Genomic DNA, 24829 nt, shown 5'->3' with positions numbered 1-24829 from the left:
CGGCCTCACACCCTTTCAATAGCGCGCACTTGCAATGAAGAACGGCCCGAATTGCTTCGGGCCGTCGGTCTTCGTGGTTGGAGGAAAGCCTTAGAACTCTTCCCAGCTATCGCTGCTCTGCTGCGCCGCCGCTGCCGTTTTCAGCGGTCGCGATGTCCGCGCCGGCATTGCCGTTGATGTTGAACGCGCGGGCTGTGCCATCGCCCGGGCCGTCTGGCGCAGCGCGCTGGCATTGCTGCTGGCCGTCATGCCCAGCTTGAAGGTGGAAACGAGATCGCGCAGCTTGGCGGCTTCCTGCGAGAGCGAAGCCGCTGCAGCGGTCGATTCCTCGACCATGGCCGCGTTCTGCTGCGTGGTCTGGTCCATCTGGTTGACGGCAACATTGACCTCGGACAGCCCGGTGGACTGTTCCCGCGACGAGGTTGCGATCGACTCCATGTGGCTGTTGATGCGGGTAATGTAGTCGCCGATGGTCTTCAGGGCCTCGCCGGTTTCGCGAACAAGCTTGACGCCGCTTTCGACTTCAGTGGTTGAATTCTGGATCAAGCCCTTGATTTCCTTGGCGGCGTTGGCCGAACGCTGGGCGAGTTCGCGCACTTCCTGGGCAACGACGGCGAAACCCTTTCCGGCTTCCCCGGCGCGAGCGGCCTCGACGCCGGCATTGAGCGCCAGAAGGTTGGTCTGGAAGGCGATTTCGTCGATGACACCGATGATGTTGGAGATCTGCTGCGAAGAGGTTTCGATGCGCCCCATCGCGTCTTCAGCGCTGGACACGACATGTGCTGAATGGGCCGCACTCTGGGTGGCCGCCCTGGCAACAGTGCGGGCCTCTTCCGTCATCTTCGACGAACTCGAAACATTCACGGTAATCTCGTCGAGTGCAGCGGCGGTTTCTTCCAAAGCTGCTGCCTGCTGCTCGGTCCGTTTCGAAAGGTCGGTTGCACCGGTTGCAATTTCACGGGTTCCGGAATCCATGTTGTCGACGGCAACGATGACCGCACTGACCGTCTGGCTGAGCTGATCGACCGTGGCATTGAAGTCAGTGCGGAGCCCTTCATATTCCGGTGCAAACTGGGTTTCGATCCGACAGGTCAGGTCGCCACTCGCCAGGCGCTTCAGGTTGTCGCCGAGCGCGGCGCTCGCGAGCCGCAGCTGTTCGGCTTCGCGCGCTTGGCGCTGCTGTTCTTCATCGCGGCGTTTTTCGGCTTCGCTGCGATTGGCGAGTGCTTCCTGCTCCAGCCTTTGCGTGGTCAGTGCGTTCTGGCGGAAAACCTCGACGGTTTTTGCCATCGCTCCGATCTCGTCCAAACGACCGGTTTCCGGAACCGTGACATCCGTTTTTCCATTGGCGAGTTTACCCATGACATCTGTCATGGTGACGATCGGTCGCCCAAGACTGCGAGAAAGGACGACACCCATGAGAACCGCCACCAATGCTGTCAGCAGGCCGCCAATCGCGAGGGTGAGCATTCCAGTGTGAAAGGCGCTTTGAAGCTCCTGATCACGAGCGGCCGCCAACTTGCGCTCATTTTCCGTGAATTGCCCCAATATCTCACGGATTTTGGTTAGTCTTGCAGTTTTGGCAATGGTTGCCCGCGTTTCTTCGAGTTTTTGCGAATCTTTCGCGTCGGCCACAGCCTTTGAAACATCTCCGTTGAAGGTCGAAATGGACTCTCGCAACGGGCTAACAGTTTGGGCGCGTTCCTCGGGGCTAAGACTGTCCTCAAGTGTCTTGATCAGGGGCGGCAAGGCGGCCGAATATTTCTCCATCCTCGTTATGAAATCGTCATTCAAGCTTGCCACATAGCCACGCATCGCATTCTGATGCTCGACCAGCGTTGTCAGAATTTCCTCTGTCAGCTTCAATCTTGCTTGCGATTCTTGATTGGCGGATGTCGCGTCCTCAATCTTGATAAAGGAATTGGTGGCCAGAGCGCAAAATGTGATGACCACGGCAAGGATGACCGCGAAGGCAAGAACGAGTTTCCGTGAAATCCTAAGGTCGCGCATGGTACCACTCCAACAATGTTCGCCATGAATAACCTTGCTGAATTGCAAATTGGTTAATTATCAATTTTTGTTGTGGTGTGATATTTTGCTACCTTTCGGTGATTTCCCGCTTCGGGAATAGTCGAAGCTTCAAGCGTTTTTTCAATAGTCATCGATGTTTATAGGTCAGTCGGCGGTGAGCCGCGCCCAATGGAGAGATGAGCAGCAGCGAGGGCATCGGCTGTCAATCGCTTCAATTTGGCACGGCTACAGTTTGATCCAGGCATCATCGACCCGCAGGCATGCCGATGACTGTCAGAGACTGAAGTCCTGCTTGTTGAGCGTCAGATCGGTCAGGAGATGCAGATACCCATCCCCCTTCCCGTCTCCATTCGTGTCAACGCTCAGCAGATAGCCGTCGTCCGTTCGCGTGGCCTGCAATTCGCCCGCTGTGCCGGAAAAGGATTTCGTGCCGATGAAGGTGAAAGCCTGGTTGCCCGATCGTGCCGTATTGGCATCGATCGCGGAGAGGACGATCAGATCAGCATTGTCGAAGTCGGTGATCCGGTCGGCGGTTTTGGCCTTGGTGCCCATCTCCGCAACACTGTTGAAGAGGAAGCGATCTGCCCCCTGGTTGCCGGTGAGGATATCGCTGCCCTCGCCGCCGATGATGGTGTCGTTGCCCTGCCCGCCGACAATCGTATCGCCGCCACCGAGGCCGAAGAGCCGGTCATTGCCGCCCAAGCCTTCGATCCGTTCGCCATAGGCACCGCCGGTGATCTTGTCGTTCTTGCCGGAGCCGGTCAGCGTTTCGGTCACGGCCTGGAATGTGACGGTCAGCTTGCCTTCCGTGGTCTCGATTCCGTCGCCGGCTCCATAGAGAACGGTCACCTTCGCGGACTGGTTTCCATCGATATCCGGCCCGGTATAGCGAACGGTGAGCGTCCCGTCCGAGTTGATCGTTACCGTGCCGCTACCCTTGCCGACGCTGGCGGTCTCGACCGAAAGGCTGAGATCGTCATGCGCCGTATCGTTGGCGAGAACTGCGACCGTGACCGCGTTGCCCTCAAGACCCTTGGCGCTGTCATTGACGACCGTCGGCGCCTGGTGGATGGAGAGATCGTCGGAATTGTCAAACGTGATCCCGGCGAGATCGAGCGCCGTTTTCTGGGCGGAAGACAGCACGATCGCATCGTCGGAGAGATCGATACCAGTTATGCCGGCAGCCCCGAGGGCGGCGATCTGGTTCACTGAAAGATCGGCGATATCGTCGGAATCCGCTTCGATCACCAGTTCATCGACATTGGCATCGAAGAGATCATCCGTGTCGTCTGCCGTCAGCGCCAGGGCCGAGGACAAGCCAATCGTCGCGGTGATCTCGTCGGCGCTGAGGAAGGACAGGCCGGCGGCTGCATACTGGCTCGCGAGATCGTAAGTGAATTCAAGCACGGTGTCGGAAATGTCGACCCGGTCGGTCTTGATGTCGGTCAGGATCGCCAGCGTGTCGGAGTCCGAATCCGCGACCTTGGAGGCGGAGACACTGACGGTGATTAGATCGCCGCTGGCGAAGCTGATATTCTCGACCGCCATCAGCGTTGCGCGTGCCCAGTTGGTAATCGTTAGCACGTCTTCCGTCACATCGATCCGGGTAACATCCTTGTCTCCCAGATCGACCACATCGCCGATCGACAGGCCGGTAATCACAGAGGCGCTCGCGGCAAGCTCGATGATATCGACGCCAGCGGCTTCGTAGGCGTCCAGCGCGCTTGCGGACAATCCGTCCAGTGTCGAATAGTCACCCGACAGAACCGCGATGATCTCGTCATCGATCGCGACCCCTGCCCCGCTGAGGAGATCGAGCTGCGCGGCACTGAGTTCGAGTTCGGCGACATCGCTTGTGATCACCGAAGCGCCGATGGTGGTGATTTCGCTGATGTCGGTCGTTTCGAGCGCGGCTGCTTCCGCAACGCTCAGCGAGACGGTGATCGTATCGCCGGCATCAAAGCCGAGACCGCGATCATTGAGGGCGACGATCTGGTCGAGCGACAGCGTTGCGGCATTGTCGCTCAGGTTGATGGTCGCAATCGACATCGAAGCGAGCATCGCAATCGAATCCGTATCCAGAGTCTCGATCACGGCGCTGGTATCATAAAGCGTCAGCGTTCCCCCATCCGTATCGAATGTCAGGGAGATCCCCTGGTCGGAGAAGGCTTCGAGCTGGGCGAACGACAGTTTGATCGTTGCGGCCGCAAACTGATATTCCGTGACACCGGCTGCGGCCAGATCGGCGATCTCGGCTGCGGTCAGCGTCTCGTATCCATTGGTCCAGTCAAAGATGGTGATCTGGTCATCGGCGCCGTAGGAGAAGCCCTCCTCAAGGAAATAGGTGAGATCGCTATAGGAGGTGAAGATCGTGTCGTTACTCGCGTCCATTCGGGTGACGCCGAGCGTCTTCAGGAACGAGAGATTAACGCCACCCAACGACACAAGCACATTACCGGTGTCATAAAGCGTCACCGTGTCCGTAGCGACGAATTTCAATCCGGCGATCAGCAATTGGGAAGCGAAATAGCCGGAAATCGTTCCGCTATCGTCCGTCAGGTCGATCGCGGCAACGGGAAGGCTGCCCAAGGTCGCAAGGCTGATGACACCCGTTGCGCTGTCATCCAGCGCCTTCAGTTCCGCCATAGAAAGGGAAGCATAGACCTCATCGCCATCGGCAAATGTGATCCCATTCTGGATCACCGCATCGAGCTGGTCATGGTCGAGGCTGACCGTATCATCCGAGACGTCGAAACTGGTGTAGCCGGCGGCGGCAAGTGCCGCGATTTCCGTGGCGGTCAGGGCTTCGAACGCCGAGGATGTATCCGTAAGCGTAATACTGTCTTCGCCATTGATGACCAGACCATCGATATCGAGAAGCGCCAGCGCCGTATCGAGTTTGAACGTGACCGCGCCGCCATCGGATACGGTAATCTTTGTGACGCCGTAATCGGCTATCCGGCCAACGTCTGCCACAGTGAGCGCCGACAGATGGCTACGGCTGTCGGTCAGGCTCACCACTTCGGTATCGTGGGTGTATCGCTTCTGATAGATGCCATAACCCGCGCCATCCTGGCCGAAGCTGCTCCAGCTGATGACGAAGTCTCCATTGGCAAAGGTGGTGATCACCGGCTCAGACTGGGCGGCTGTCGTATAGTCGTTGACATGCGTTTCATCGCCGACCTTGTCACCGTTGGCATCGAACACCTGAAGAAAGACACCGCCATCTTCACCGTCGGCGCTCGAGTTGCTGACCCAGGTTACGACAAAGCCGCCATCCGGCAAGGTCGTGACATTGTAGTCATCCTGCGTTCCCGTCAGCCAGCTGTTGACCGTCACCTGATCGCTGACGGCATTGCCATCGGCGTCATAGACCGTCATCAGGACATCCTTGTAAGAGGCGCTTTCGCCGGCATTCTTGACGTAATCGGTCCAGATCGTGACAAAACCGCCACCGGTGAGGGCAATGACGGAAAGACTTTCGGCGTCCACTGTTGTTTCTGCAACGAGGATTTCCCCGGTCAATGGATTGCCGGAACTGTCATAGACGCGCTGGTGGATACCTTCCGCATCCGTGTCATACTCGCCGCCCCAGACGATGACGAAACCGCCGTTCGCGAGCGCCGTAACCGCCGGATCGGATTGACGGCCGGTCTCGTAGACGTTGACCTGAACCGGTGTCCCGACATCGTTGCCCGTAGCATCGACAATCTGGAAGAAGATCTCGTAACCATCGCCATCATTGGCTCCGTATGAGACAACGAACGATCCGTCTGGAAGAGCGATTGAGGCGCTTCCGTAATTGGTCATGTTCATTGACGATGCGATCTGGTTCTCACCGCCCACAAGCACACCGGCGGCATTCACCAGTTGGGTATAACCGACAGACGAACTGTTGCTCCAGCTGAAGGCCAGAGAACCGTCGTTGAGCAAAATGGCCTGGAGATCGTTCTTGTAACCGCTCGCCGTTGAGACCGCGATCTGACCCGTCTGGGCATTGCCGTCGCCGTCATAATAGATGGCGTAGATATTCTGTGCGGAATAGCCTGCCGTATATTCTGCCCAGTAGACCGCAAAGCCGCCATCCGAGAGAGCGACGATCTTGCCGCCACCGAAATTGTAGTCCGGATTGTTGAGGACCAGATTGTTCCCGACCGCATTGCCATTGGCATCGTAGATCTGGGCATGCACCTCGTTGTCGCCGGAAACGTTCGACCGCCATGAAAGTACATAGCTGCCATCCGAAAGAATGGTGAGGTCTGGGGTGGCCTCGTAACCCGCCGTTGCGGTGTTGACGGCAATCTCAGCCGATGTTTCGGAGTAGGTGGCATATTCCGAGTTGATGGCGATCGTCTCGGTCGAATAGGCGGCAAGCTGGGTGAGGGTGAGACCCAGTTGCCGGTCGGAACCGAGAACCGTTGTCACGCCAAGTGCTCCAAGCTCGGAAATCTCGCTCTCGGTCAGTTCTTCGATATTGGCGGCGAGATCGGTGACCCCGACCGCATCGCCGCTGGCAAAGGTCACGCCGGAGGCAACGAGCGTTTGCGCTTCCTCGACGGTCAGAACCAGCTCATCGCCATCGTCGAGATCGAAGGCGGTGGTACCGGTGGCGACAAGCGCCGCAATGGAAGAATAGCTGGACATGAGAAACCTTTCGAAGGACGGTCAGCCCCTTTCGCACCGGAGCAGCGCCGTTATACCAGCCCTTGCTTATTGATCGGTAAGCAAAGGATGGGCAAAACGTCTCGAAGGATTGTCATTCCGTCTCACCCTTATAGTGGCAGGGCCGGGACGGCTCCTCGCAGGGCGAGGTTCCTCCGGCTCGCGTATAAGCGATCGCCGCATGTCATCCTCTTGTCAGCGGTTACTGGAATAACGGAAGTGCCGATGGTTCCCCGCGGGGAACTGGCCGGATGATGGCCAGCCGGCGTACGAAAATGCAGATGCATGGGTATTGAAAGCCGGCTTGGGACGGCGTTTTTCCGCCTCTTCCGAATCGGAGCGATCGCAGCTACGATAAAAATAGAAAATTTCGATTTTCAGCGTAGTCTCATCGAAATTAACCGATCGTTAACCATGGTCTGCAAAATGGTGGCAGTGAGAAACGGAGAGAACCACAGGTGACTCGACATCTGAGCAGCCTCGATTTCATGCAGACATTTTCGGAGAAGCTGGAAATCGCTCTCCGCAATCTGTCGATTGCACAATATCCACCGGATGCGCATCGCACCATGCGAAAGTTCGCATCCTCCGAGGTCGCCCAGCTCCTGGACGTGACCGAAGCCTATATCAGGCAGATTTCGCTCAAGGGGAGGGGACCCGAACCCGAAGTCAGCACCAGCGGTCGCCGGCTCTATTCGGTCGAGCAGATTCTCGAACTCAGAATGCTGCTGGCCGAAAACGGTCGCAAGAAATGGATCAACCCGCGCCGGACGGAAGGCGAGGCTTGCCAGATCCTGGCGGTGACGAATTTCAAGGGCGGCTCGTCCAAGACCTCGACGACAATCCATCTCGGCCATTATCTCGCGCTCAAGGGCTACCGGGTGCTGGCGATCGATCTCGATCCGCAGGCTTCGCTGACGGCCCTGCATGGGTCGCTGCCGGATTTCGATCCGCGCGAAGGCGATACGTTTTATGGCGCCATCCGTTTTGACGATCCGGTGCCGACGGCAAGCCTCATTCACAAGACCCATATTGCCGGCTTCGACGTCATCTGCGCCGGGCTCGAACTTACCGAGTTCGAAACGGCCGTAGCGCTCGACATGCGCAAGTCCGGCGGGACGGGGTTCCTGTTGCGGGTGGCACAGGCGATCGAACAGATCGCTGATGATTATGACGTGATCCTGATGGATTCGGCCCCGTCGCTCAACTTCCTCACGCTCTCGTCGCTGACGGCGGCGACCGGGGTTCTGATCCCGGTTCCGGCCCATATGCTGGATGTCGATTCGACGGCCAAGTTCCTCGAGCTGGCTGGATCCTACATGCAGATCCTTGCCGACATGGGCACGGCGGCGCAGTGGGATTTCGCCAAGTTCCTGATCACAAAGTTCGAGCCGAACGATCATCCGCAAGCCAACATGATGGCCTTGATGCGGCAGGTGTTCGGCGGCGATCTGCTTCTCAACATGGTGATCAAGTCGACGGCTGTCGCTGATGCGCTGACCTGGAAACAGAGCCTTTACGAGGTGCAGCGGGCGCGCTTCTCCGCGCCCAAGACCTATGACCGGGCAATGGAATCGATCAACGCCGCCAACGACGAAATCGAGCAGCTGCTGTGGACAGCCTGGGGGCGCCAATGAGCCGCAAGGATTCCAAGGGACTTTTCGCTAATGTTCTCGGCCAGTTGGGCGAGGGGGGATCAAACCTTGCCGGTGCCCAGCCGAAGCCGACCACCTCGCCGCATCTGATGAAGGTGGCGGCCGGCGTCCGTCAGATTCAGGAGCGCGGCGAACTGGCCGAGAAGCTTCTGAAAGACGGCAACAGCGTTGTCGAACTCGATCCGGATGCAATCGCACCGTCGGCGATCGCCGACCGCTTTGACGGGGCCTATTCCGAAGCCTCGATCAGCGAACTGATCGAAAGCATGCGCGAGCGTGGCCAGATCGTTCCCGGTCTTGTGCGTCCGATCGGCGAGGATGGTCAGAGGTTCCAGATCGTCTATGGTCGCCGACGCCTGGCCGCCGCCAAGGCGCTGGGGGTGAAGTTCCGTGCCGTCATCCGGCCGCTTTCGGATGAGGAAGCCGTCATCCTGCAGGGCGAGGAAAACACCGCCCGCAACGATTTGAGCTTCATTGAGAAATGCACCTTTGCCCGCACGCTCGAACAGGCAGGCTATTCGCGCCAGACGATCATCGCCTCGCTCAGCACGACGAAATCGCATGTGTCGGAAATGATTACGATCGTTTCCCGTCTGCCAGAAAAATTGGTGCAGGCGATCGGCCCGGCGCCGGAGATCGGTCGCCGTCGCTGGCTGCAGTTGGTCGACAAGGTCAGGCAATTCCCCGATTCCGTCAGCATGGTCATCGAAGTGCTGGAAACGGTTCATGCCACGACGACCACGGATGAACGGTTCGAACTGGCGGTCAAATCGCTTTACGCCAAGATCTCGCGCGCCGAACCGCGTGCGCCCGGGCCGCGTGAAGTGCTGTCGATGGGCTTCAAGATTGCCGATGTGACCTATGGCGATAGCGGCGGGCGGATGGTTTTCACCAAATCGGTTCCACGCGAATTTGTCGCCTATATCGCCGAACATCTGGAAGAATTGCACGAGGGCTTTCTCAAGAGCTCCGGCAAATCCTTGAACAAGAAACCAAAATGAGGTGAACCGCAAAAGAAAAAGGCCCCCAAACGTTACCGTCCTGGAAGCCCTTCTCGTGTCTAGCAGCTAGAGAATCGCATTTCCCGGAATCACAGTCAAGAGTCTCGGCATCGTTTCGGTGAGCAAATTTCTTTTGCCTTGATGGGGTGAAGGAAATGGATGGAAATGTGATCACGACGCCCTTCGGGCGGCGGGGGGTGACTATTGCCGCGTTGCAACGGCACTATGCGCTCGGCGAACAAAATGGCCCGACCCGGGCCGACAAGTGGAAACTGTTCCGCGATATCGGCGAAGCCCGCGAATTGCTTGGCCTGACCGATCGCGCCATGGTGGTCCTCAATGCGCTCCTGAGTTTCTTTCAGGACAGCGAACTCAGCCGCGAAAGCGGGCTGGTGGTGTTCCCATCCAATGCCCAGCTCAGTCTCCGGGCGCATGGCATTTCGGGAACGACATTACGCCGGCAGCTGGCGCTGCTTGTCGAAACCGGACTGATCGAGCGGCGCGACAGCCCCAATGGCAAACGCTATGCGCGGCGGGACGAGCAGGGCGCGATCGATGCCGCGTTCGGCTTCAGCCTCGAGCCGCTTCTGGTGCGTGCGGCCGAACTTGCGGCTCTGGCACAGGAAGCCGCCCGGCAAAGGCTGATGTTCCGCAAGGCAAAGGACATGCTAACGGTTCTGCGTCGCGATGCCCGCAAGCTGATCTCCGCCGGGCTCGAACAGGCCAGCGAAAGCAGCGAGGATGAACTGGCTCTCTGGCTGGCGCTGGAAGAGCGTTATATCGCCCTCGTCGCGACATTTCCGCGCCGCCCGGACATCGATTTCATCGAAAAGACGAGCCTGGAAATGGGTGCCTTGAAGGACGAAGCCGTCAAGTTGCTCGAAAACAAGTTCAATTTAAAAAAAATGGACGCCAATGACCACCAGTCTGGCGCACACAAACAGAATTCAAACACAGATTCCATCCATGAACTTGAACCGCTCCTGAAAAAAGAGCAGGCGGACGAACCGGAGCAAAAAAGCGCGCAATCCATGGCTGTGAAGGTCGAGGGGATCAAGAACTTCCCCCTGGCGATGGTGTTGAGGGCCTGCCCGCAAATTGCCGATTATGGGCCGGGCGGGGCAATTTCGAACTGGCGCGACATGATGGCCGCCGCCGTGGTGGTGCGCTCGATGCTCGGGGTCAGCCCCTCGGCCTATGAGGCGGCGTCGCATGCGATGGGTCCTGAAAATGCCGCGGTTGCGATCGCCTGCATTCTCGAGCGGGCCGGGCATATCCAGTCCGCCGGCGGTTATTTGCGCGATCTGACGGCGCGAACCGAACGGGGTGAATTCTCGCTCGGGCCGATGCTGATGGCGCTGTTGCGCACGAATGGACAGAGCGGATCGCTGCGGGCGGGATAGGCGAGGGATGGAGCTCCGGAAGGCAGGTTTCGGATCAATGATCCGGAATATTCTCCTTCAGCACTACCTGGATGCGCGGGCCGATATAGCTGATCGGTTCGCCACGGATGGCGGCCTTGAGCATGGAAATGGTTTCGCGGGCTTCGACGCGCGGATTCTGGTCAATCAACGCATCCATCGTGCCCTTGATCAGCATCAGCCTCGTGTCTTCGGTCACTTCATGACCGACGAATACGACCTCGCGACCACGGCCGCATTCCTCGAGCGCCTTGCCGATACCGGAATTGCCGCCGCCGATATTGTAGATACCGGCAAGATCGGGATGCCGGCTCAGAAGCGTGGTGGATTCGGCATAGGCGCGAATGCGGTCATCGCGGATTTCGCGCAGATCGACGATCTCGAGATAGGGAAACTCTTCCGACAGGATGTGGCGGAAACCCATTTCGCGCTCTTCATGGCCGCGATAGGCAAGCGAGCCGGCAAAAAGGGCGATCTTCTGCGGCTGGTCCTTCGGCAGGAAGCGGCCGATGAGATAGCCGGCAAGACGACCGGCAGCGCGATTGTCGACCCCGACATAGCCGATCCGCGGCGTATGCTGGATATCGGATACCATGGTGACGATCTTGACGCCGCGATCGGCAAGACGTCGCATCGCTTCGCGTACGGCCGGATGATCAAATGCGAGCAGCCCCACGCCTTGGGAATTGTCTTCGAGCTCGGCGAGTTTGGCGGCGAGCACATCCGGGTTAAACCCTTCGACCGTATGAACCCGCGCATCAAGATCCGTCATCGCGGAGACCTGGCGTTCAAGTTCGGATTTGAGGTTCAGGATGAAGGCGTTGGTGCCTTCGGGCAGAACGAAATCGATGCGGAGACGACTATCCTGAACGGTTGGCGCGGTGAAATAGCCAAGCCGTGTCGCAACCTCCATGACGATGAGGCGCGTTCGCTCCTTCACACCAGGACGGTTGTTGAGAACCCGGTCGACCGTGGCGGTCGAGACACCGGATTCCCTTGCAATGTCAATCAATGTCGATCTCACGGCATTTGCCTTCATGTTCTGATGTGAAATGATGTAATTGAACTGACGATAAATGCAATCTTCAAATCATTTAATGCCCTAATATTTTGGTTTCAGGCAGGAATTTTGGAAATCATGCGTTTCAAAAGAATGAATAAAGCACTTATTTATCAATGAATTGATGCAAAAAGCCGCGCATGAATGCAATCAAATGATGCGATGCATGATCAAAATGATGAAAAATGATGTTGACAGTCATCAAGTTGGTCGTCATTTTCCTCATCATTGGGCGGAAGGAGGTCTGCCCGGTGGGAGGATAAGATGGTCTCAAGACTTGAAATGACCCGTCGTGGCCTGTTGGCCAGTGGCGGTAAGGCAGCCGTGCTGACGGCCGCCATCGGCATTGCACCGCAATTCATCCGGCCGGGTCGGGCCTTTGCCGCGGACGCACTGGCGCCGGGCATGATTGGCGGGCCGACCGGATTTGACGGCGCCGAACGTTACCAGTATGGCGCCGAGACGCCCGAAGGCCGGGCGGTGGAAGCGGCCAAGGCGCTGAAGGCGGCCGGCAAGGCACCGGAGCGGATCGTTCTCGGCCTGTCCGACGGTTCGATCGGGCAATTGACGCAGCCTTTCCCGAAGGGCGCGCCCTCGATCAAGGATCTGTGGGAAAAGGAAACCGGCATCAAGCTCGAAATCGTCGGCGTTCCGAACGGCCAGGAATTCACCAAGACGATGCAGGATATCTCCACCAAGGGTGGGGCCTTCGACATCTATGCCGTGGAATGGAACCGTCTGGGCGATCTTGCCGAAACCGGTGGCATTCTCAATCTCGACGATTTCGTTGCGGCCCACAAGCCGGAATGGGACGATCCGGAACGCGGCTACGTCAACGGCAAGCAGGGCGTTTCGCTGCTCAACCAGTATAATGGTTCGACCTATGGCGTGTCGCTCGACGGTGACTTCCAGACCTGGAACTACCGCACCGATCTCTTCAACGACGAGGCCGAGAAGAAGGCTTTTGCCGACAAGCATGGCTATGAGTTGAAGCCGCCGCGGACCTGGAAGGAACATTCCGAGATTGCGGCCTTCTTCCACCGTCCGGACAAGGGCCTGTTCGGCTCGACCGACCTGCGCAACCAGGGCTGGGGCTATACCAACTGGTATCAGCGCTATGTTTCGATGGGCAATCCGAACCAGTTCCTGTTCGATGAAAGCGGCAATCCGCTGATCAATTCCGAGGCCGGCTATGCCGCCACGCTCGAATATGTGGAATCGCTGTCGCACCATTCGCCGGATGCGATTTCCTGGGGCTGGCCGGAACAGTATGGCAATTTCGCCAATGCCGGCGCGGCCATGACCTGCGCCTTCTCCAACCTGCCGAAATTCCTCGACAATGCCGGCAATACCGGCTCGAAGGTCACCGGCAAGGTCGGGTCCATGCTGCCGCCGGGCCGCGAGGTCGATGGCAAGCTGATCCGCCGCACCGTGCTCTGGCTTAACCTGTCGGCTTCGATCTCGTCGCAGTCCAAGCATCCGGAAGCCTGTTATCTTCTGCTGCAATGGCTGGGTTCGAGCCGGATCTATTCGTGGATGACGGCCAATCCGGGCGGCTACTTCGATCCGTTCCAGCTGTCGAACTTCTCCGATCCGCTCGTGCGCCAGACCTACCACGACTACCACATGGATATCGTCCGCGAGAGCGTGGCGCGCGCCGTGCCGACCATCAACTATCCGGGTGCGACCGCCTTCCACAATGCGCTCGACGAAAATCTCGTCGCATCGCTGACCAAGGCCAAGACACCGGAACAGGCGATGGCCGACACCGAAAAGGAATGGAAGCGCATCGCCCGGCGCATCGGCGAGGACAAACTCGTCAGTGCCGTCAAGGCGAACATGGCTGCCTGGCCGACCGTGGTCGATTGATCGATCGAACGGTTTCTCTCCCAAGGCACGGAGGGGCGTTTTCGCCCCTCCGATCTCCAACAATGACAGTTGATGACCATGCATCGTTCGTTTGCCCTTGAGTGTCTTCGCTATCTCGCCATCTTCGCGGCGTTGGCCATTACGCTCGTCCCCATTCTCTGGATGGCCTCGATGGCTTTCAAGCCGATCGCCGAATGGACGGCGACGGGCGATCAGCTGACCTGGTGGCCCAGACAGCCGACGCTCGACAATTTCCGCTTCATCTTCGGGGAATCCTCGAACGAACTGATCGTCGCGCTCGACAAGACGGCGGCCAAGCCCATTCTCGCCTCGCTGCTTTCGGCGGTGTTCGGCACGCTGATTGCCATGGTGTTCGGCACATCGGCCGCCTATGGCCTGTCGCGCTTCGGATCTGGCGGCAATCTGCCGCTGGCGCTGATCCAGCTCCGGCTGTTTCCGCCGATGGCCGTCATGATCCCGGTCATGATCATGTGGGCCTTCTTCAACATGGTCGATACATGGTGGGGCCTGGCGCTGATCTATGGCATTGTCACGCTGCCCTTCGCCTTCTGGCTGATGAAGACCTTCTTCGACGACATGCCGCGCGAAATCGAGGATGCGGCGCGGGTGGAAGGCTGTTCGCGCTGGCGCGTCTTCACCAAGATCACGCTGCCGATGATGCGCGCCCCGCTCGCAAGCTCCGCCCTTTTCGTCTTCATTCTCAACTGGTCGGACTATCTGATCGGTCTGCTACTGACCACCCGCGAATGGGTGACGATCCCGGTCTATATGGCCTCGCTCTCCTCGTCGATGACGGGACAGCTCTATGGTGCCAAGGCCGCGCTCGGTCTCATCGCCGCCGTGCCGCCCGTCATCATGGGCATCGCCATCCAGCGCCATCTGGTGCGGGGGCTGACATTCGGGGCGCTGAAGCAATGAGCCTCGTCGATCGTCTTGAACAGGGAGGACAGAGCGTCATGCCGGCTCTCGAGCAACCCGTATCCCTATCCGCCAACGCGGCGACGGATGCCGACGAAGGCCGCCGCCTTGGACTGTGGCTGACGCTTCCGGCCCAGATCCTGGTGCTCTTCATCTCGGTCTTTCCGCTTCTGATGCAGCTTTATATCTCGCTCACCGACTGGTCGCCGCTCGATGGTACCGGCTGGTGGATGGCCTGGGAAAGCTGGAACACCTTCGCCAACTATATCGACCTGATGACGGACAACCGCTTCTTCGGCGCGCTCGGTCGCACGGCGCTGATCATGCTGGTTTGCGTGCCGGTCGAGTTCCTGCTCGGTCTCGGTCTCGCGATCCTCTTCGTGCAGGATTTTCCGGGCAAGCGGGTGTTCTATTCGATCCTCCTGATGCCGATGATGGTGGTGCCTGCGGTCGCCGGCTACATGTTCTTCATGCTCTTCCAGTCGGGCGGGCCGGTGAACATGCTGATTTCGGCGCTGACCGGCCAGCCGGTGGCATTGGCCTGGCTCTCGAGCCCGGGAACGGCGCTGATTGCGGTGATGATCGCCGATATCTGGCAATGGACGCCGCTGATGTTCCTCATCCTGCTCGCCGGCCTCGTCGGCGTGCCGGAGGACCAGCTGAAAGCGGCAAGCCTGCTCGGCGCTTCCTGGCCGCAACGCTTTCTTCACATCATGCTGCCACGCATGAAGACGATCATCCTGATTGCGCTCGCCATCCGCGTCATCGAAAATTTCAAAATCTTCGATACGCTCTTCATCATGACCGGCGGCGGGCCGGGTGTCGCGACCGAGACGATCTCCGTCTATATCTACAAGGTCACCCAGCAGGATCTCATCTGGGGCTATGTCGCAGCGATCGCGCTCGTCATCCTCATCGTTCTCTCCATCCTTGTTTCCCTGGCGATTTCCCGGATGAACAAGGCGCGTGCGGAGGCCTGACATGACGTCGATCCATCTCGAAAATCTCGAAAAGAGTTTCGGTGCCTTCCAGGCCCTGAAGACCATGGACCTGAAGATCGCCGACGGCGAGTTCATGGCGCTGCTCGGACCCTCGGGTTGCGGCAAGTCGACGACGATGAACATGATCGCCGGCATGGAACGGCCGACCGGTGGCCGCATTCTCTTTGACGGTCGCGACATGATCGACGTGCCGATGGGCAGGCGCGGTGTCGGTTTCGTCTTCCAGAACTATGCGATCTTCACCCATATGACCGTGCGCGACAACCTCGCCTTCGGCCTGAAGATGCGCCGGTTGCCGGCTGCCGACATCAACCGTCGCGTCAAGCAGATGGCGGAGTTCCTGCAGCTCACCGAACTGCTCGACAAGCCCTCGGCGAAACTGTCGGTCAATATCCTGCAAAGGCTGGCGATCGGCCGCTCGGCAATCGTCGAACCGGCGATCTTCCTGCTCGACGAGCCGCTCTCCAATGTCGACGCGGCCTTCCGCGCCGTCATGCGCACCGAACTCAAGCATCTGCAGCGGCAGTTCCGCCAGACCATGGTCTATGTCACCCATGACCAGCTTGAGGCGATGACGATGGCTGACCGGATTGCGGTGATGGATCACGGGGTGCTGCAGCAGGTGGGAACACCGCTCGAGGTCTATAACCATCCCGCCAACCTTTTCGTTGCCAATTTCATCGGGGCGCCGGGCATGAACCTCATCCGCGGTTCGGTGACCGAGGAGAGTGACGAGATCCGTGTTGATCTCGGCCAGCTCGGTCTGTCTCCGGCGTTGCCACAAGGGCTCGCCGCCGCACTCCGCCGCCGCAAGCGGGGCGATGTGTGGTTCGGTTTCCGGCCCGAACAGGTATCGATCGACCGGACGGGTAGTGGCATTTCGCTGCCGGTGCTGTTCGTCGAGCGGATCGGCGCGCGCACGACGCTGCATTTCGGCGCCGAACGCACGCTGGCCAAGGCGGTGATCGACAATGGCGAGGGGATCGAGGCCGGCAAGATGGCGCCGGTGGCGCTTGCCAGCGAAGGTGTGCGACTGTTCGATGCCGAGACCGGCATGGCGATCGGGGAGGCTTGAGACCATGGCGACCATCCGTTTCGACAATGTCACCAAACGCTATGGCGACAAGATCGCCGTCGACGATGTCAGCTTCGAGATCGGCGACAATGAATTCTTCTGTCTGTTCGGGCCGCCGCTCTCTGGCAAATCGACGATCCTGAAACTGATCCTCGGGCTCGAAACGCCGGACAGGGGCGAAATCCTCATCGATGGCAGGCCCGTGACCCATGTTCCGGCGCCGGCGCGCAATGTCGCGATGGTGTTCCAGAACCTGGCGCTGTTTCCGCATATGACGGCCGGCGACAATGTGCGCTTTCCGCTGGTCGAGCGGAAGGTGGCGCCCGATGCGATTGCCAGACGCGTCGCAAGCGTCGCCGAAAAGCTGCATATCTCGCATCTGTTGCACAAGCTTCCGGCCCATCTCTCCGGCGGCGAGCGCCAGCGTGTGGCGATCGCGCGGGCTCTTGTGCGCGATCCGGTCGCTTATCTGATGGATGATCCGATCTCGGCGCTCGATGCGCGGCTCCGCGAGGAAACCCGCGTCGAACTCAAGCGCATCCAGCGCGAGCTCGGCCATACGCTGGTCTATGTGACGCATGACCAGGAAGAAGCGATGTCGGTCGCCGACCGGATGGCGATGCTCGAACATGGCGCCATCCGTCAGATCGATACGCCGCAGGCAATCTACGACAATCCGGCCAACCGCTATGTCGCAGGGCTTCTCGGCTCACCGCAGATCAACATGCTGACGATCGAGGCCGGACCGACAGTAACGGCTGCCGCCGGCGCCTTGCAGCTCGATCCGGCGCGGATTCCGGACGGTGCGGTCGGCATCGGCATCCGGCCGGAAGACCTCAAGGTCGGAGCCGAGAGCGGCGCGGCAAATCAGGCGCGCGTCTTCGAGGTCGAGCCGCTTGGTGGCCATACGGTCATCACGCTCGAAAGCGGTTCGATCCGGCTCCGGGCCCTGATGCGCGGCCAGCCGCAGATCCGGCTTGACAGTCTCGTGGGTCTCGCGTGCGATCCGGCGCGCATGTTCTATTTCGACAGGGCCGGGAGGGCCCTGCCGAAACTGCAAAATCTGTGAAGGGGAGGAGAATATGACGAAGGCTGAGCCATTTCATCCGGATGTCGATGTTCGGGAAAAGGGTTATCGCATCGGCTGTATCGGCGCCGGCATGATCATGGCGGAATGCCATCTTGCCGCCTACAAGATGGCCGGTTTCACCGTTGGCGCGATCGCCTCGCGCACGAAGTCGCGGGCCGCCGAGGTGGCCAAGCGCTGGGATATACCGACCGTACATGAGACGCCGGAGGCGCTGATTGCCGATCCTTCGATCGAGATCATCGACATTGCCTATCCGCCGGACCAGCAGCCGGACCTCATCCGCAAGGCGCTTGCCACGCCGCACATCAAGGCGATCCTCGCCCAGAAGCCGCTGGCACTGTCGCTCGAAGAAGCGAAGAAGCTGCGCGACGAGGCAAAGGCCGCCGGCAAGATCATCTCGGTCAACCAGAACATGCGCTACGACCAGTCGATGCGGGTTCTCAAGGAGATCCTCGACCGGGGCGAACTCGGCTCGGTGGTGATCGCCACGATCGAGATGCGCGCAATTCCGCACTGGCAGGGTTTTCTCGAGGATTACGACCGGCTGACGCTCGCCAATATGAGTGTGCATCATCTCGATGTGCTGCGCTTCCTGTTTGGCGATCCCGACGAAATCTATACCGCAGCCCGCACCGATCCGCGCACCCGGTTCGACCATAGCGACGGCGTGACCGTCTCGACACTGAAATTCCCCAACAATGTGCTTGCGGTGTCGCTCGAGGATGTCTGGTCGGGTCCGCGCGAGGAAGGGTTCGACAGCGACATCTACATCAAGTGGCGCGTCGAAGGCACCGATGGCGTCGCACAGGGCACGATCGGCTGGCCGGATGGGTCGCCCTCGACGCTCAGCTATGCGTCGAAAAAGACCACCGGCGGCAAATGGGTCTCGCCCAAATGGGACACGATGTGGTTCCCGCATGCCTTCATCGGCGTGATGGAACAGCTGCAATATGCGCTTCGCTCCGGCGAGGCCCCGGCACTTTCGGTTGCCGACAATGTCAAGACCATGGCGCTCGTGGAGGCCGGCTATCGTTCGATGGCCGAAGGGCGCGCCGTGAAACTCGCTGATATCGCTATCTGATTTCGATCCAAAGGGAGGACTCAACCATGATGCAGACCGGCATTTTCACCGGATATTTCCCCTACAGCCTTGAAGAGACCGCAAGGAAGATCCGTGCGCTCAACTTCAACACCGTGCAGCTCGACCTGCATTTCAAGGATATGGATCTGAGCGCAGGCCAGATCACCAAGGAGAAGTGCATCCGCATCCGCGAGACGTTCCGCGATCACAATCTGCCGATCTGCTGTATCTCCGGCTATACCAACATCATCCATCCCGATCCGGCAGAACGCGCCCGCCGCGTCGGCTATCTCAAGGAAATCATCCGGCATGCGCAATATCTCGGCACGCCCTATGTGATTTCCGAAACCGGCACCTACAACACCGAGTCCGACTGGGTTCACCATCCGAAGAACAAGACCGAGGAGGGCTTCGAGGAATGCCGCAAGGTCATCGCCGACCTGTCGCAGCATGCCTATGACCATGGTGCCACCTTCCTGCTCGAAACCTATGTGAACAATGTCGTCGGTTCCGTCGAGGAAACGGTGAAGATGTTCGCCCAGGTCGATCACCAGGGCCTTGGCCTGCTGATGGATCCGACCAACTATTTCGAGACCCACAATATCGACAGGATGGATCAGATCCTCAACCAGGTCTTCGACACGCTGACCGACAAGATCAAGATCGCCCATGCCAAGGACGTCAAGCGCTCGGGCGATGACAAGTCCGAGAAGCATGCCGATATCGGCGATGCCGATGCGATGGAAAGCCATACGTTCCGCGGCGTCGGCGAGATCGAGCTGCCGGCCCCGGGCCTCGGTTCGCTCAACTACGATCTCTACCTCAAGCGGCTGGCGCAGAAGCATCCGAACATTCCGATCATCATCGAGCATCTGGAAGAATCCGACGTGCCGCGCGCCAAGGCCTTCCTCGACGGCAAGCTGCGGGCCCAGGGTCTCTAAGCTTCGGTTCTCAAGGAAATGGCATCGGGCGGGATAGCCGCCCGGTGCCGGACAGATGACGTTTCAGCAACGGAGCAGCGGCGATGGTGACACTTTATGGCGAGCGCAGGACCAGACGGGAACTTTCCGCCTATGCGGGCAGCCTGTCGCAGTTCGCCGGTGTGCGCCTGATGACGCTGGGCGACGGGGTCGAGCGAGGCGTGCGCATGCTCGAATTCCGCACCGGTACCGGGCTCCGCTTCACCGTCCTCATAGACCGCGCGATGGATATCGGCGATTGCGAACATAACGGCATGGCGATCGGCTGGCATTCCCCGACCGGATTTCGCCATCCCGGCCTGCATGATTATGAAGGGGAGGGCGGCCTGGGCTGGATGCGGTCCTTCTCCGGACTGCTGGTCACCTGCGGCCTCGATCATACGCTCTTCATGGCCGAGGAACCGGCCGATCACTATAATTACCGGCCGCGCCAGACGGTCAAACATTCGATCCATGGCCGCGTCGGCACCATTCCCGCCCGCCTGTCCGGCTATGGCGAACGCTGGGACGGCGATGATTGCTGGCTCTGGTGCGAAGGGATCGTGCGGCAGGCTGCCGTGTTCGGCGAACATCTCGAACTCATCCGCCGCATCGAGGCGAAGGTGGGGACCGACGAGATCCGCATCACCGACCGGGTCGCCAATCGCGGCTTCAGCCCGACACCGCACATGTACATGTATCACGTCAATGTTGGCCATCCGGTGCTGGCGGAAGGATCGCGCTATGCCGCGCCGATCCGCGATGTCCTGTGGGCCGCCCATGAGGGCGAAAACTATCGTGCCCAGAATGTCGGCTATGACCGGATGCCGGCGCCGCAGGAGCGGTTTCACGAACAGGTCTGGGAACATGACGTCGTGGCTGATGCGGCCGGACAGGTGCCGGTGGCGCTGGTCAACGACCGCGCCGGCCTCGGCCTCGAAGTCTGCTTCCGCAAGGACCAGTTTCCCTGCCTTTTCGAATGGCAGGCCCTGCAATCGGGACTTTATGCGCTCGGTATCGAACCCTCGACCGACCATGTGATGGGCCGGGGCCGGGCGCGCGAGACGGGCGAACTGATCTGGCTCCATCATGGCGAGGAGCGCCGCTACGACGTCACATTCCGGGTGCTGGCTGGAGCGTCCGCCATTGCCGCATCGCTCGACCGGATTGCGGCGATCGCAACACAGCCGGCGGACGGTTTTCCGAAACCATCCGGCCAGTTTCCCAACATCACGAGAAAGAAGCAGGAACCCGCCGGCTGAACGGCAGGGGCAGGGAGGTCAACGACATGTTGGACAGGGTAGACAAGCGGGATTATTCGCTGACCGGCGAAGGTGCTGCGCGCGCCGTCGCGCTCGGCCTGGCCTCGGCGGAATGGTATCATTCGGATGTCGACCGCAAGACGATGAAGGCGCTGATGCAGCGCTCCGATGCCGCAGCGATCCGGGACACGGTGATCTGGCTCGGGCTTCTGGTTGTGGCCGGCGCCGGCGGCGTCTATTTCTGGGGCAGCTGGTGGTGCATTCCGTTCTTCTTCGTCTATGGCGTGCTTTACGGGTCGGCGAGCGATGCGCGCTGGCATGAATGCGGCCATGGCACCGCCTTCCGCACCAGCTGGATGAACGACGTCGTCTACCAGATCGCCTCCTTCATGCTGATGCGCAACCCGGTGAACTGGCGCTGGAGCCATGCGCGGCACCATACCGATACGATCATCGTCGGCCGTGACGCGGAAATCGCCGTCATGCGTCCGCCGGATCTTTTGAAGGTGGTGCTGAATGTGTTCGGCATTCTCGACGTCTATCATTCGCTGATCGGGCTCGTTCGCAATGCGCTCGGCCGCTACTCCGCCGACGAACGTGACTATATTCCGGAAAGCGAGATTCAGAAGGGTGTCCGGGCAGCGCGCGTGCATGTGCTGATCTATATCGCCACCATTGCCGCCGCCCTTTATCTGCAATCCTGGCTGCCGCTGATGCTGATCGGCCTGCCGCGCATGTATGGCTGCTGGCACATGATCATGACCGGGCTTCTGCAGCATGGCGGCCTGGCCGAGAACGTGCTCGATCATCGGCTCAATAGCCGTACCGTCTATATGAATCCGATCAGCCGCTTCATCTACTGGAACATGAACTACCATGTCGAACATCATATGTTCCCGATGGTGCCCTACCACGCGCTGCCTGAGCTGCATCGCCTGATCAAGCATGACCTGCCGGTGCCGAACCCGTCGATCATCCATGCCTATCGCGAGGTGATCCCGGCCTGGCTGCGCCAATTGCGCTACGAGGACTATTTCGTGAAACGGGAGCTGCCGCCGACGGCACGGCCCTATCGCGAGGATCTGCAGCCGAACCTCGTGCACTGAACCGACACTGAAAGTGAGGGAAGGCATGACCGCCCGCACGGGCGAAAGCCAACCCATGTCCAAAAACCGGAGAATGACTATGAGCGACTGGATCAGGGCCTGCGCGCTGGACGATATCGACGCCGAGGATGTGATGCGGTTTGACCATGATGGCCAGACATTTGCGATCATCCGCGCCCCCGACGACACGGTCTATGTGACGGACGGGCTCTGCACCCATGAGAGGGTCCATCTCGCCGATGGGCTGGTGATGGGCCATGTCATCGAATGCCCGAAGCACAATGGCCGCTTCGACTATCGCAACGGCAAGGGGCTGAAGGCGCCGATCTGCGTCGATCTCAAGACCTACGAGGCCAAGGTCGAGGATGGCGACATCCTCTTCCGGCTCGGCTGACGGTCCGGTCATGAAAAGCGACGGACCCATCGTCATCATCGGCGCCGGCGAGGCGGGTGCCACCCTCGCGGCAGAGCTTGCGCGGCGCGGCCATTCCGCGCCGATCCATCTCGTCGGGGCGGAGGATTGCGCGCCCTATGAGCGGCCGCCACTGTCGAAGGCCCATCTCGAGCCGGGCGAAGCAGCCCGAGCGGTTCCGCTCTTTGCCGGTGGAGAGATGCCGGACACGATCATTCATCATCGCGGCGTCCAGGCGCTCAGGATCGACCGGGCGGCGCGGAGGGTCGAACTGTCCGACGGGCAGCGGCTGGACTATGGAAGGCTGGTGCTGGCCACCGGCGCCGCGTCGCGACGCCTGCCGATCGCCGAGGGGATTGCCGGCATTCGCTATCTCAGAACGCTTCGCGAGGCGCAGGCCTTGCGGCCGCTTCTGGTGGCCGGTGGCCCGATCGCCATTCTCGGGGCCGGCTTCATCGGGCTCGAAGTGGCGGCAGCCGCGCGCAAGCATGGGGCAGATGTAACTGTCATCGAGCCGCAGGCGCGAATTCTCGCCCGCGGCGTCTCGGCATCGATTGCGGACCAAGTCCAGCAACTGCATGAGCGGAACGGCGTCGTCTTTCGCCTCGGGACGGGCGTCAGCGCCATCGACCGCAGTGGCGATGCGATTGCGCTCATCTTTTCGGATGGCGGAACGATTACGGCTGCCACGGTGGTGATCGGCATTGGTGCCGTGCCTGAGGTGGCGCTGGCGCGCGAGGCCGGTCTGATGGTCGACAATGGCATCATCGTCGATGCGCGGCTTGAAACTTCCGATCCGGCCATCCTGGCGATCGGCGATTGCTCTTCCTTTCCGCTTTCGATCTATGGCGGCCGGCGGGTCCGGCTCGAATCCTGGCGTAGTGCGCGCGACCAGGCGGCCATGGCTGCGGCCCTCATCTCCGGCGAAGCGATCAGCGAAATGCCGGTGCCCTGGTTCTGGTCGGACCAGTATGACCATGGGCTGCAGGTGGCGGGGCTCATCGATGAAGGGGTAACCGAAATCTCACGCCGGCCCGGCGAGGATGTGCTGATGAGCTTTCATCTCGCCGCCGACGGACGGCTGGTGGCAGCGCAAGGTTTCGGGCCGGGCCAGGCGGTGGCCAGAGATATAAGGCTCGCCGAGATGCTGATTGGCCGCGGTGCCCGACCGGACCCGGCATTCCTTGCCGATCCGTCCAACAAACTCAAATCGCTACTCTGATCCTGGAAGGGGAAACGCATGTCCAGAAAGAGACCGACCATTGCCGACCTCCGCGCGATGAAGGGCAAACGCCAGCTGACCATGCTGCGCGTCATGACACTCGAAGAGGCCGAGGCGGCCGAACGCGCCGGCATCGATATCGTCTCGATCCCGCCGGATCTGATGCTCAATCCTGAATATCGCGATGCGGCGCCGACGCTCTTTTCAATGCCCGGCGACAATTTCTTCGAGATCGGCACCGCAGACGATTTCGTGCGCTGGGCCTTCCGGCTCTACAAGGCCGGCGCCGATGCCGTCTATTGCTCGGCAAGCTATGCGACGGTGAAGGCGATGGCGGATGAGGCGATCCCGGTGATCGGCCATGTCGGGCTGATCCCGTCGCGGGCGACCTGGACGGGTGGCTTCAAGGCGGTCGGCAAGACCGCGCAATCGGCGCTCGATATCATGGATGCTGTGCGCAAATATGAAGCGGCGGGCGCCTTCGGTGCCGAAATCGAGGTTGTTCCCGTCGAGGTGGCCAAGGCGATCTCCGAGCGGACCTCGCTCTTCATGCTCTCGATGGGCGCCGGCACCGGTTGCGATGCGCAATATCTGTTCGCCGAGGATATTCTCGGCCAGAACCGTGGCCATATGCCCCGCCATTCCAAAGTCTATCGCAATTTCGCTGCCGAATATGACCGGCTGCAGCAGGAGCGGATTGCCGCCTTTACGGAATATCGTCAGGATGTCGAAAGCCTCGCCTATCCCGAGGACCGCCATGTCGTCCATATGGACCCGACGGAGCTCGAAAACTTCCTGAAGGCGCTCGATTCCTGAGCGGTTCCAAGGCCCCATCGAGGATGCGCGTCTGGCCTGGCGCAACGGGCCGGACGGCGGTTTTCTATGCGAAAGAGATGAAATGCTGACCTATGTTCTGACTGTCACCTGCGTGTCCACCCGCGGCATTGTCGCTGCGATATCGGGTTTTCTGGCGGACAAGGGTT

At 60.0% G+C, this 24829-nt stretch carries 18 protein-coding genes and 1 pseudogene; 16 read left to right on the top strand and 3 right to left on the bottom strand.

What is annotated here, in order from left to right:
* Positions 1-90: 90 nt before the first annotated feature.
* On the bottom strand, positions 91-2010 hold the full coding sequence (locus Q4481_RS21700; protein ID WP_304378507.1) for a methyl-accepting chemotaxis protein: 1920 nt from the start codon (positions 2008-2010) through the stop codon (positions 91-93).
* A gap of 294 nt (positions 2011-2304) precedes the next feature.
* Positions 2305-6675 carry an Ig-like domain-containing protein gene (locus tag Q4481_RS21695; RefSeq protein WP_304378506.1) on the bottom strand — a complete coding sequence of 1457 codons (4371 nt, stop codon included), beginning with the start codon at positions 6673-6675 and terminating at the stop codon, positions 2305-2307.
* A 476-nt stretch (positions 6676-7151) separates the two neighbouring features.
* Between Q4481_RS21695 and repA the strand changes: the two genes are divergently transcribed.
* The 3 genes from repA to repC all read left to right on the top strand — a co-directional run bounded on the left by repA (position 7152) and on the right by repC (position 10752).
* On the top strand, positions 7152-8330 hold the full coding sequence (repA, locus tag Q4481_RS21690) for a plasmid partitioning protein RepA (RefSeq protein WP_304378505.1): 1179 nt from the start codon (positions 7152-7154) through the stop codon (positions 8328-8330).
* Positions 8327-9349 (top strand): plasmid partitioning protein RepB, encoded by a 1023-nt coding sequence (repB, locus tag Q4481_RS21685; protein WP_304378504.1) that lies wholly within the window; start codon positions 8327-8329, stop codon positions 9347-9349. The genes repA and repB overlap by 4 nt, the downstream gene beginning before the upstream one ends.
* 155 nt (positions 9350-9504) lie before the next feature.
* Entirely contained in the window at positions 9505-10752 is a 1248-nt protein-coding gene (gene repC / locus Q4481_RS21680; RefSeq protein ID WP_304378503.1) for a plasmid replication protein RepC, read from the top strand.
* Positions 10753-10786: 34 nt separating this feature from the next.
* Here repC and Q4481_RS21675 read toward each other — a convergent pair whose 3' ends face one another.
* Positions 10787-11794, bottom strand: a complete 1008-nt coding sequence (locus tag Q4481_RS21675) for a LacI family DNA-binding transcriptional regulator (protein ID WP_304378502.1) — start codon at positions 11792-11794, stop codon at positions 10787-10789.
* A 300-nt stretch (positions 11795-12094) separates the two neighbouring features.
* Here Q4481_RS21675 and Q4481_RS21670 point away from each other — a divergent pair, with 300 nt between their 5' ends.
* From Q4481_RS21670 to Q4481_RS21610, 13 genes and pseudogenes are all read left to right on the top strand, one after another.
* Complete coding sequence (locus Q4481_RS21670) at positions 12095-13699, top strand: extracellular solute-binding protein (RefSeq protein WP_304378501.1); 1605 nt, start codon at positions 12095-12097, stop codon at positions 13697-13699.
* Positions 13700-13771: 72 nt separating this feature from the next.
* Positions 13772-14638: a carbohydrate ABC transporter permease gene (locus tag Q4481_RS21665; protein WP_304378500.1), complete on the top strand. Its 867-nt coding sequence runs from the start codon at positions 13772-13774 to the stop codon at positions 14636-14638.
* A gap of 38 nt (positions 14639-14676) precedes the next feature.
* Positions 14677-15618: a carbohydrate ABC transporter permease gene (locus tag Q4481_RS21660; protein WP_304378565.1), complete on the top strand. Its 942-nt coding sequence runs from the start codon at positions 14677-14679 to the stop codon at positions 15616-15618.
* A 1-nt stretch (position 15619) separates the two neighbouring features.
* Entirely contained in the window at positions 15620-16714 is a 1095-nt protein-coding gene (locus Q4481_RS21655) for an ABC transporter ATP-binding protein (RefSeq protein WP_304378499.1), read from the top strand.
* A gap of 4 nt (positions 16715-16718) precedes the next feature.
* Positions 16719-17783: an ABC transporter ATP-binding protein gene (locus Q4481_RS21650; RefSeq protein ID WP_304378498.1), complete on the top strand. Its 1065-nt coding sequence runs from the start codon at positions 16719-16721 to the stop codon at positions 17781-17783.
* 13 nt (positions 17784-17796) lie between these two features.
* The gene (locus Q4481_RS21645) at positions 17797-18885 is read left to right on the top strand and encodes a Gfo/Idh/MocA family protein (RefSeq protein WP_304378497.1); all 1089 of its coding nucleotides are present in this window, start codon (positions 17797-17799) and stop codon (positions 18883-18885) included.
* Between the two features lie 26 nt (positions 18886-18911).
* Complete coding sequence (locus tag Q4481_RS21640; protein WP_304378496.1) at positions 18912-19826, top strand: sugar phosphate isomerase/epimerase family protein; 915 nt, start codon at positions 18912-18914, stop codon at positions 19824-19826.
* An 83-nt stretch (positions 19827-19909) separates the two neighbouring features.
* Complete coding sequence (locus Q4481_RS21635) at positions 19910-21106, top strand: aldose 1-epimerase family protein (protein WP_304378495.1); 1197 nt, start codon at positions 19910-19912, stop codon at positions 21104-21106.
* A gap of 26 nt (positions 21107-21132) precedes the next feature.
* Positions 21133-22212: a fatty acid desaturase family protein gene (locus tag Q4481_RS21630; protein ID WP_304378494.1), complete on the top strand. Its 1080-nt coding sequence runs from the start codon at positions 21133-21135 to the stop codon at positions 22210-22212.
* A 79-nt stretch (positions 22213-22291) separates the two neighbouring features.
* Positions 22292-22606: a MocE family 2Fe-2S type ferredoxin gene (locus tag Q4481_RS21625; protein WP_304378493.1), complete on the top strand. Its 315-nt coding sequence runs from the start codon at positions 22292-22294 to the stop codon at positions 22604-22606.
* 10 nt (positions 22607-22616) lie between these two features.
* Positions 22617-23846 carry an NAD(P)/FAD-dependent oxidoreductase gene (locus Q4481_RS21620; protein WP_304378492.1) on the top strand — a complete coding sequence of 410 codons (1230 nt, stop codon included), beginning with the start codon at positions 22617-22619 and terminating at the stop codon, positions 23844-23846.
* Positions 23847-23864: 18 nt separating this feature from the next.
* On the top strand, positions 23865-24662 hold the full coding sequence (locus Q4481_RS21615; RefSeq protein WP_304378491.1) for a 3-methyl-2-oxobutanoate hydroxymethyltransferase: 798 nt from the start codon (positions 23865-23867) through the stop codon (positions 24660-24662).
* Positions 24663-24744: 82 nt separating this feature from the next.
* Positions 24745-24829: pseudogene (locus Q4481_RS21610) on the top strand (formyltetrahydrofolate deformylase); the annotation flags it as partial.

Origin of the sequence: Fluviirhizobium alvei, assembly GCF_030551875.1 — a bacterium.
GTDB lineage: Bacteria > Pseudomonadota > Alphaproteobacteria > Rhizobiales > Rhizobiaceae > Rhizobium_E > Rhizobium_E alvei.
This window is presented reverse-complemented; position numbering and strand designations above follow the sequence as displayed.

Coding starts and splice junctions, on each gene's coding strand:
- Q4481_RS21640 (WP_304378496.1), top strand. CDS start 18,912: ATGATGCAGACCGGCATTTTCACCGGATATTTCCCCTACAGCCTTGAA.
- Q4481_RS21620 (WP_304378492.1), top strand. CDS start 22,617: ATGAAAAGCGACGGACCCATCGTCATCATCGGCGCCGGCGAGGCGGGT.
- Q4481_RS21695 (WP_304378506.1), bottom strand. CDS start 6,675: ATGTCCAGCTATTCTTCCATTGCGGCGCTTGTCGCCACCGGTACCACC.
- Q4481_RS21650 (WP_304378498.1), top strand. CDS start 16,719: ATGGCGACCATCCGTTTCGACAATGTCACCAAACGCTATGGCGACAAG.
- Q4481_RS21635 (WP_304378495.1), top strand. CDS start 19,910: ATGGTGACACTTTATGGCGAGCGCAGGACCAGACGGGAACTTTCCGCC.
- Q4481_RS21625 (WP_304378493.1), top strand. CDS start 22,292: ATGAGCGACTGGATCAGGGCCTGCGCGCTGGACGATATCGACGCCGAG.
- Q4481_RS21665 (WP_304378500.1), top strand. CDS start 13,772: ATGACCATGCATCGTTCGTTTGCCCTTGAGTGTCTTCGCTATCTCGCC.
- repC (WP_304378503.1), top strand. CDS start 9,505: ATGGATGGAAATGTGATCACGACGCCCTTCGGGCGGCGGGGGGTGACT.
- Q4481_RS21645 (WP_304378497.1), top strand. CDS start 17,797: ATGACGAAGGCTGAGCCATTTCATCCGGATGTCGATGTTCGGGAAAAG.
- Q4481_RS21615 (WP_304378491.1), top strand. CDS start 23,865: ATGTCCAGAAAGAGACCGACCATTGCCGACCTCCGCGCGATGAAGGGC.
- Q4481_RS21630 (WP_304378494.1), top strand. CDS start 21,133: ATGTTGGACAGGGTAGACAAGCGGGATTATTCGCTGACCGGCGAAGGT.
- Q4481_RS21670 (WP_304378501.1), top strand. CDS start 12,095: ATGGTCTCAAGACTTGAAATGACCCGTCGTGGCCTGTTGGCCAGTGGC.
- repB (WP_304378504.1), top strand. CDS start 8,327: ATGAGCCGCAAGGATTCCAAGGGACTTTTCGCTAATGTTCTCGGCCAG.
- Q4481_RS21700 (WP_304378507.1), bottom strand. CDS start 2,010: ATGCGCGACCTTAGGATTTCACGGAAACTCGTTCTTGCCTTCGCGGTC.
- Q4481_RS21660 (WP_304378565.1), top strand. CDS start 14,677: ATGCCGGCTCTCGAGCAACCCGTATCCCTATCCGCCAACGCGGCGACG.
- Q4481_RS21655 (WP_304378499.1), top strand. CDS start 15,620: ATGACGTCGATCCATCTCGAAAATCTCGAAAAGAGTTTCGGTGCCTTC.